The following is an 8,309-nucleotide window of genomic DNA, read 5'->3' on the forward strand; positions in this document are numbered from 1 at the left end:
ACCTGAAGCAACACCGCTTATATACCCGCACACTTGGAATTATTTGAGTCTCTAAAAATGAGGGGATCTCTGAGGTTGCCAACCATTGCGCTGCGCCAGTTCGATGTAGTGGGCGGCCTGTTCATCGCTCATGCTGGGATAGCCCTTGTAATCGGCCTTTTGCCCGGCAGGGGGAACAAAATAGGGCTGGGTCAGCCAAGCGGTTTTTCCCTGGGGGGATCCATCGAGGTTGAGTTTGGCTCCCGCGACCCGAAAACCGTTCATGTAGCTGCTGGAGTAGTAGGGCGGGGCAATGACATCCCGCGCAATCTGGATATCGGGATAGGCCGCCACGTCGAGGGGCAGCTTCTCTTTTTGGGCCAGCTGGTACATGGTCTTGACCGCGGAGGTAGAGGCGCGTCCCTCCTGAGCCGTGGTGTAACCGAAGCTGGCATAGAGTGTCATGCCTGCCTTGAAAATTGCCTCGTTTTCTCTGTCATTCAAGTTGGCGAACATCGACATCAAGGTGCCAAAGAAGGCCGTCTCCTCCAGTACCCCATTGGGCGTTTTGCCGTCCGCTTCACGGCGGATCTTGCCCCCTTCCGGATCCTTGCTGTCAGGCCCGAATCCGGCCAGCGCCAGCGCCTTGCTATTGAGTGTCGCGAGGTGACCGGACTGATGAATGATGAGCACCGGGAGCTCCTGTGATACGGCATCGAGCTCCTGACGGGTGGGATGGCGCCCCTCCTTGAGCTGGGAGTCGTCATAACCGAAACCCAGTATGATCCCGTGCGCCTTGTTTTGCGGCTTGGCGACCCAGTTTCGCAGCGATTGTTGCAGGGCCGCAATGCTGTTTACCGCCCCATCCGGTGGTGCCAGCAGATTGGCGGAGAGCGCCTGGATACCGGTGTTGAACACATGACCATGGGCATCGATAAAGCCCGGGATCAGGGTCTTGCCCTGCAGGTCGACCACTCGGGTTTCGCCATCACGCAGCGTGAGAATGTCGGCCTCACTGCCCAGCGCCAGAATGCGGCCATCCTTGATGGCCAGCGCCTGCGCCGTCGGAGCCGCATCATTGACGGTAACGATATCGCCACCGAGATAAATGGTCTGGGCGGTGGGTTTGGCGGGGCTTGCGGCATTGGCCGAACTGGCCGCCAGCAATGCGATGGCGATAGGGGTGATTTTCATGTGACATGCTCCATGCTGAAAGGTCACTGGGGGGAAGGATCACGGCATTTGCCCAATCAGGCAGGTTGTGAAGGAAATGTGCAGAATATACAAGGATATACCCTACTCAAATGTGACACAGCAGTGAATTTACCGGCCCCGTCACAAAAGCACGGGTCACTCCCTAGCCCCGTACCGGCTCCCCTTGTCATCACTATTACGGTTGCCACTCCCGATAGCTGGTAAGGCGGTAGCCGCACTCGGCGATAAGGGCGGGCAGGGACGGGTCGGTCAGGATCGCCAGTTCGTTGAGGCGGGGCTGGCAGTAGGAGCTGACCTGCATCTCCAGATCGATAAAGGAGGGGTGGCACATGATCTCGAGCGAATGGGCCCCCTGTTCACTGGCCTCATCGAGCAGTTGCAGCAGGTTGGCCTGGGTCAGCTGCGCGCCGTAGAAGCGGTCGTCAAACCGTTCGCAGCTTTGCGAGTGGGTGACGGTCAGACCGTGGCGGGCTATTTCGCCCCGGTCGATGCGAAGGGGCAGGTCATGCGCCTTGGCGAAGGTCTCCACCAGCGGGTAGATAGTCGGCAGCATATGAACATGGTGGTGGCTGTCGATATGGGTCGGTTGCTGGCCGAAGATCTCGACAAAGCGCTGGTACTGACTCGCCAGCTCGCCGGATATCTCGGCCAGATCCAGCTCTCCCGCCTCGCTCTTGTGCCAGATCCCCTTGTTGAGCTCGCCCTGCTCGTTCACCAGCGAGGTGAGCGGCGTGAGCGGCTTCCCCCAGCTGAGCATAAAGTGCAGCCCGACTGGCAGTTCGGGAAAGCGTTCGGCCAGCCAGGCGGCGTGTTCGATAGCGGGGGAGGTGACGATAGCGCTGGTGGAGCTGACGACCCCGTGCTCGAACGCCTCTACGATGCCGTAGTTCTGGGCGCGGCAGAGGCCGAAGTCGTCGGCGTTGATGATCAATCTCTTGCTCATGAGGGTTCCCTTGCGGTTAAGCGCCCCGCCGGTTCGGGCGGGGCGTGCTGGCCTCAGGCGAGGGCGTCGATGGCGGCGGCGAAGTTGGGCAGGTGTTCGCGGTGGGCCAGCAGCAGCTCGCGGGCGACGATGCGGGCATCGTTGTCGGAGTGGATCAGCGGGTTGAGGTTCATCGCCAACAGCAGGTCGTCGAAGTTGCCACTGATGGCGGCCTTGGCGGCGGCGATCTCGAAGCTCTTGATGAGGTGCACCAGCCCGTTCACCTTGTCGTCAAAGCGGGTGAGGCGCGGGTGGGGGATGGCGCCGTCACGTCCGATCAGGCAGCTCATCTCCACCGTCCAGTCGGCCGGGATATTGGTGACATGGCCCTGATGGGGCACGATGACGTAGTGCTCGCTCTGCTTGTCGTTGTAGATGGCGCTGATCACCTCGCAGGCGGCATCGGAGTAGTAGGCGCCGCCACGCAACTCCAGCTCCTTGGGCTTCTCGCACAGCTCGGGGTTCTGGTAGAGCTCGAACAGCTTCTTCTCGACCTGCTGCACGACTTGAGCCCGGGCGCCGCCCTTGTAGAACTCGCCCATCTCGATCCCCAGCATCTCTTTCTCCTTGAAGTAGTAACGCAGGTAGGAGCAGGGGAGCAGGCGCAGGCCGCGGATAAAACCGGGGTCGAACGGCAGATCGAAGATGTTCTTGACCGAGCTGGCACGGGTGAGGCTGCCATCGGCGACCCCTTCCAGCAGCTCGTCAAAGCGTGACTCGCCGTTGACCAGCACGTCACCGATAAAGACCAAATGGTTGAGGCCAAACAAGTCCATCGAGAGGTGATCCTGTTCGGTCAGTTTGAGGGCATCACGCACAAACATCTGCATGCCGACCGGAATGTTGCACACCCCGATAAAGCGGCGGAAGTTGGTATGACGGCGCACCGCTTCGGTCACCATGCCAGCCGGATTGGTGAAGTTGATAAGCCACGCATCCGGGCAGAGCGCTTCAACGTCGCGGATGATGTCGAAGATGACCGGAATGGTGCGCAGCCCTTTGAACAGTCCGCCCGCGCCGTTGGTCTCCTGCCCCAGCATGCCGTGGCTCAAGGGGATTCGCTCATCCTTCTCCCGCGCCTGCAACTGGCCGACCCGCAGCTGGGTGGTGACGAAGTGGGCGCCAGGCAGTGCTTCGCGGCGATCTAGGGTTTTGTGCAGGGTCATGGGGATGCCCGCCTGGCGGATCATCCGCTGGCAGAGATCGAAGATGATGTTCAGTTTCTCTTCGCCTGCGGGGATATCCACCAGCCACAGCTCGCTGATGGGCAGCTCGGCATAGCGCTTGATGAAACCATCGACCAGCTCGGGGGTGTAGCTGCTGCCGCCGCCTATGGTGACTACCTTGATCTTCTCGCTCATAAATCCCTCTTCATCGATCTTTATCGGTTTAACGGTGGCCGCTCTGTCATCAGGGTGAGAGTGGCCGCAGCCCTCTGTGGCAGGGGCTGGTCAGGTACTGTGCTCTGTAGTGCAATCTGTTCTTTTTACATGGAGTTCGGGTCCGGCATCAGGCCGGGCTTTCAAATTTTGGGTAGAGATATTTGCGGTAACTGCCCGGGGTAAACGAGGTCAGCTTCTTGAAGTTTTTGATAAAGAGGCTGACGTCGTTGTAGCCGGTCTCGAAGGCGATATCGGCCACCGAGTTGTTGGTGACTTCCAGCTGCATCTTGGCGTAGTTGACCCGGATCTCGTTGATGATCTGCATCGGCGTCTTGTTGTAGTAGCGCCGGGTGGCCCGGGTCAGGTACTCCTGGCTCTTGCCACAGAGCGAGACCATGTTGGCCAGCGCATCCTCGGCAAAGAGGGGGCGATCGTGCATCCGCTCCACGGTTTCGTGGAGCCAGATCGGAAGATCGTCGCTGGCAGAGGTGTCCTTGTAGTGACGCAGCCGGTTCATCACCGCGTAGGTCACCACTTCGAGAAATTCGGTCAGCGCTTCTTCCCGAAATCCCGGCGAGACCAGCACCGACTCGATGTAGCTGAGGAACTCGCTCTTGAGCGCATAGGCCTGGGAGGCGACGAAGTGTTCCGGCAGCAGGTATTTGAAGTGTTCGTCGAAATAGGTACGGGTGATCCCGACGTTGAAGATGCGGGTGGTGCCGAACTCGTAGAAGCTCTGATGGCGGGAGCCGAGCGGGATAAACACCAGATCCCCCCGCTCCAGCAGCACCCGCTTGCCGTTGACCTCCTGATAGTAACGACCGGTCAGTACCAGGGTGAACTCGTAGTAGTCGTGCTGGTGCAAACCGGTTCCGCTCACCTGCTTGTTGTAGATGAACATGTGGAACGGTTTGTTGTTAAACAGTTCGGTTTCCCGGATTGTTTTGACGCTCATGAGTCGCTTCCTGATCTGCGGGCCGATGACGGGGCCTGGCGCCCCGTCCGGAGGTTACTTGCTCTGCAGCTTTTCGTGCAGCTCGATCAGCTCGCTGATCAGCTCACGGGCCAGCATGGAGGTCATCAGGTGATCCTGGGCATGCACCAGCACCAGAGTGACCGGGATCTTGCCTTCGCCCTGATCGTCCTCGATCAGCTGGGTCTGCACCAGATGGGCGGCATTGAGCGCCTCGCGGGATTGGGCCATCAGCTGATGAGCGGCGGCCAGATCCCCCTCCTTGGCTTTTTTCAGGGCGGTGTAGGCGAGACTGCGGGCCTGCCCGGAGTTGATGATGAGCCCCATTACCACCTCTTCCAGATCGTTGCAGGTGGCGGCCTCTTCAGTGATGTTGTCCAGATCGAACATGTGTCGTTCCTTACGTGAATGCGTTGATTGAAACCGTTAGTGAAAGCCGTTAATTGAAAACCATGGTTGCGCGCGACCTCGGCAAACCAGTAGCCACTCTTCTTGATGGTGCGCTGCTGGCTCTCCAGATCGAGTCGGACCAAGCCGTAACGGTTCTTGTAGGCATTGAGCCACGACCAGTTGTCGATAAAGGTCCACAGGTGATAGCCGCGGCAGGCACTGCCCTCTTCCAGTGCGCGATGCAGCCACTCGAGGTGCTCGCGAATGAACTGGATACGATAGTCATCCTCTACCCGCCCCTCGACACCGATAAAGCGATCTTCACCCTCGACCCCCATGCCGTTTTCGGAGATATAGCAGGGCAGGTTGTCGTAGTTGACCCGCAGGTCGGTGAGAATGTCGTAGATCCCTTTTTCGTAGATCTCCCAGCCGCGGTGAGGGTTCATCTTGCGGCCCGGCATTTCGTAGTAGTCGAACAGATCTTCCGGCGTGCGCGGCACACCATGCCAAGCCACCTCTTTGGCTTTGACCCGACGGGGCTGGTAGTAGTTGATGCCGAGGATATCCACTTTACCGGCGGCGAGCAGTGCCTTGTCACCCTCTTCGATCTGCGGCAGCAAGTCATACTGCGCCAGCAGGGCGACCAGTTCCGGGTCATAGCTCCCCTTCATGGCCGGATCGAGGAAGCTCTTGTTGAGCAGCAGATCCGCGATGCGGGAGGCGGCGATGTCTGCCGGATCCTGTGAGCGGGGATAGGTCGGGCTCAGGTTGAGGATGATGCCGATCTCGCCATCATGCTGACAGGCGCGATAGGCCTGCACGGCACCGGCATGGGCCAGCGCTGTGTGGTAGGCAACCGTCGCCGCCCGGCCGAAATCGACTACGCAGGGGTAGTGATAGTGGCCAAGATAGCCACACTCGACCGGCACGATCGGCTCGTTGAAGGTGAACCAGTGTTTGACTCGGCCGCCAAACAGGTCGAAGCAGCGGGTGGCGTAGCGCACATAGGCGGCCACCACTTCCCGGCTCTCCCAGCCGCCACGCTCCTGCATGCACATCGGCATGTCGAAGTGGTAGAGGTTGATAAGCGGGGTGATCCCCTCGGCCAGCAGCCGCTCAAAGACGGCATTGTAGAAGCTGACCGCCTCCTGATTGATCTCGCCAGTGCCGTCCGGGATCAGCCGTGACCAGGAGATGGAGGTACGAAAACTGTTGTGCCCCAGTTGCTTGAGCAGCCTGATGTCGCTCTCGAAGTTGTCATAGAAGGTGGAGGCATTGGTCGGGCCAACCCCGTTGTGGAAACGCTCGGGCTCGATGGCGAACCAGTAGTCAAAGATGTTGGCGGATTTGCCGCCGCGGTTGGCGGCGCCTTCCATCTGCGGGGCCGAGCTGGCGCTGCCCCACCAGAAGTTATCCGGAAAACGATACTGCATGGGTGATTTCTCCAGGCTGGTAGGGGAGGAGCCTTGCTCCTCCCCTGTTGTCATCGAAACGTTGGTTATCAGAACACGGGTCATCAGAACTTCAGGGCCAGAGCGATATCCTCTTCGCTCTCCTCTTCTTCATCGATGACGTTCTGCGCCTTGTTGGCAATCAACACGAAGGGGATATACATCATGGTCGCGACCCCCAGGTTGAATATCGCCAGACAGAAGGCGGCCCCGCTGCCGTTGGTGTTGAAGAAGGCGCCCAGGCCGGTTGGCATGGTCCATGGCGCAATGTTGGTGATGGGCGGGATGATCCCGGCGTAGTAGGCCGCCATGGTGATCCCCATCAGTACCGGGTGCACCAGAATGAAGGGCACTACCAAGATGGGGTTCATGATGACCGGCAAGCCGAACAGGATGGGCTCGTTGATCTGGAACAGGCCGGAGGGCAGACCCAGTTTGGCCACCTGACGGTAGTCATCGCGACGGGAGACCATAAAGATGGCCAGGATAAGGCCAAGGGTGGCACCGGTACCGCCGAGGAAGACGAAGGAGTCGGTGATCGGCTTGGCCCAGAAGTGGAACTCTTTGCCTGCCGCGATGGCCGCTTCAACCGAGCCGTACTGGTTGTAGAGGGCGACGTTTTCCAGGGCAAACGGGAACAAAATGCCGGATTCCAGCGCGGTAAGTGCCAGCATGCCGTGTACCCCGAAGAACCAGAGGAAGGAGGAGAAGACCACGTAGACCCAGCCGACCAGACCGCTCATATTGGACAGCGGCTTGGCGATGCTGTCCATGATCAGCTGGTGGAAGTTGGTGCCCGCATCGCTCAGCAGATAGGAGATGACCCCCATGATAGAGAGGATGATGAAGCCCGGAATGAGCGCGGAGAAGGAGCGGGAGACCGAGGCCGGAACGCTGTCAGGCAGGGTGATCACCCAGTTGCGACGGACGATAAAGGCGAACATCTCGGCCACGACGATACCGATCAGCATGCCGGAGATGATGTTGGCTCCGCCCAGCCAGTTGGCGCCAATTGCATAGGATTCACCCACGCTGAATGGGGTGACCGTCATAAAGGCTGCCACCGCCAGCAGGCCGGAGGCCAGGGGATCGGTCTTGCGCTCTTCGGCCAGCGCCAGACCGATAAAGAAGGGGGCCATCAGGGACATGATCCCCAGAGTGCCGTTATAGACGTTGCCGCCGATGCTCTTGAGGCCGTCCAGAGTGGCGATGGTGGCAGGATCGAGCCGCACACCGATGGAGTAGAAGAAAGATCCTTCGCCAAAGCTCAGGAACACGTTGTTGATCAGTACGAACATGGCCCCGACCAGTGTCAGGGGCATCATCTTGATAAAGCCGTTCTTGATGGCGTTGACATGAGGCTGTTTGCCCAGCTTGACGGCAATGGGCAGTATGACCTTCTCCAACGATGCGATGATGTTGCTCACAGGGATCTCCTTACCTATGCGAGGCTCTTCTTGATGGAGGCGACGGCTGCTTTCAGCACGCCCAGCCCGTCGACCTTGCCGTAGAGCAGGGTGTCAATCACCTCAACCGGTTTGCCCGGCAGTTGCTGCTGGATTTCCGGCAGCATGTAGGCGATTTGCGGGCCCAGCAGCACCAGGTCGGCATCCTGCCCCTTCTCGCCGGCCAGGGTCTCCGGGTAGGCATCGATCAGCACCGGCACATCATATTTTTCCGCTTGGGCCTTCATCTTTGAGACCAGCAGTGATGTGGACATGCCCGCAGAGCAAAACAGGTAGATACGCTTCTTTTCCATAACCATTCCCTCAACGCTTGAAAACCAGATAGACGGATTGTTCGAGATGGTTGTCTGTCGCACTGCCGAGACAAATCAATCATCTGAAATTGACCTCATTGTCTTAACCATCCCCTCATATGAGCGAGGCGTGGCGCGGCTTCTGAGGTATGATCGCCATCCTTGACCAGCTAATACC

Annotated in this window: 8 protein-coding genes; all 8 read right to left on the reverse strand. The window is 59.2% G+C overall.

Translation table 11 applies throughout. The annotated features are described in order from the left end of the window. Nucleotides 1–51: 51 nt before the first annotated feature. A complete protein-coding gene (locus OKC27_RS21965; RefSeq protein WP_270806707.1) occupies nt 52–1,173 on the reverse strand; it encodes an amidohydrolase in 1,122 nt (373 codons plus the stop codon). Between the two features lie 196 nt (nt 1,174–1,369). Further along, the gene (chbG, locus tag OKC27_RS21970; protein WP_182939142.1) at nt 1,370–2,137 is read right to left on the reverse strand and encodes a chitin disaccharide deacetylase; all 768 of its coding nucleotides are present in this window, start codon (nt 2,135–2,137) and stop codon (nt 1,370–1,372) included. Nucleotides 2,138–2,190: 53 nt separating this feature from the next. Beyond that, on the reverse strand, nt 2,191–3,537 hold the full coding sequence (locus tag OKC27_RS21975; protein ID WP_042061965.1) for a 6-phospho-beta-glucosidase: 1,347 nt from the start codon (nt 3,535–3,537) through the stop codon (nt 2,191–2,193). Nucleotides 3,538–3,685: 148 nt separating this feature from the next. Further along, nucleotides 3,686–4,513 carry a transcriptional regulator ChbR gene (chbR, locus tag OKC27_RS21980; RefSeq protein WP_042061964.1) on the reverse strand — a complete coding sequence of 276 codons (828 nt, stop codon included), beginning with the start codon at nt 4,511–4,513 and terminating at the stop codon, nt 3,686–3,688. Between the two features lie 54 nt (nt 4,514–4,567). After that, the gene (chbA, locus tag OKC27_RS21985; RefSeq protein WP_042061963.1) at nt 4,568–4,921 is read right to left on the reverse strand and encodes a PTS N,N'-diacetylchitobiose transporter subunit IIA; all 354 of its coding nucleotides are present in this window, start codon (nt 4,919–4,921) and stop codon (nt 4,568–4,570) included. After that, nucleotides 4,858–6,354 (reverse strand): glycoside hydrolase family 1 protein, encoded by a 1,497-nt coding sequence (locus tag OKC27_RS21990; RefSeq protein WP_270806708.1) that lies wholly within the window; start codon nt 6,352–6,354, stop codon nt 4,858–4,860. The genes chbA and OKC27_RS21990 overlap by 64 nt, the downstream gene beginning before the upstream one ends. An 83-nt stretch (nt 6,355–6,437) precedes the next feature. Then, on the reverse strand, nt 6,438–7,799 hold the full coding sequence (chbC, locus tag OKC27_RS21995; RefSeq protein ID WP_270806709.1) for a PTS N,N'-diacetylchitobiose transporter subunit IIC: 1,362 nt from the start codon (nt 7,797–7,799) through the stop codon (nt 6,438–6,440). Nucleotides 7,800–7,813: 14 nt separating this feature from the next. Next, nucleotides 7,814–8,131, reverse strand: a complete 318-nt coding sequence (locus OKC27_RS22000) for a PTS sugar transporter subunit IIB (protein WP_033135185.1) — start codon at nt 8,129–8,131, stop codon at nt 7,814–7,816. Nucleotides 8,132–8,309: the final 178 nt, after the last annotated feature.

Origin of the sequence: Aeromonas sp. QDB62 (genome assembly GCF_027705695.1) — a bacterium.
Lineage (GTDB): Bacteria > Pseudomonadota > Gammaproteobacteria > Enterobacterales > Aeromonadaceae > Aeromonas > Aeromonas allosaccharophila.

Excerpts from the sequence above, each read along its gene's own strand:
- OKC27_RS22000 (WP_033135185.1), bottom strand. The coding sequence starts at position 8,131 with ATGGAAAAGAAGCGTATCTACCTGTTTTGCTCTGCGGGCATGTCCACA.
- chbA (WP_042061963.1), bottom strand. The coding sequence starts at position 4,921 with ATGTTCGATCTGGACAACATCACTGAAGAGGCCGCCACCTGCAACGAT.
- chbG (WP_182939142.1), bottom strand. The coding sequence starts at position 2,137 with ATGAGCAAGAGATTGATCATCAACGCCGACGACTTCGGCCTCTGCCGC.
- OKC27_RS21990 (WP_270806708.1), bottom strand. The coding sequence starts at position 6,354 with ATGCAGTATCGTTTTCCGGATAACTTCTGGTGGGGCAGCGCCAGCTCG.
- OKC27_RS21965 (WP_270806707.1), bottom strand. The coding sequence starts at position 1,173 with ATGAAAATCACCCCTATCGCCATCGCATTGCTGGCGGCCAGTTCGGCC.
- OKC27_RS21975 (WP_042061965.1), bottom strand. The coding sequence starts at position 3,537 with ATGAGCGAGAAGATCAAGGTAGTCACCATAGGCGGCGGCAGCAGCTAC.
- chbR (WP_042061964.1), bottom strand. The coding sequence starts at position 4,513 with ATGAGCGTCAAAACAATCCGGGAAACCGAACTGTTTAACAACAAACCG.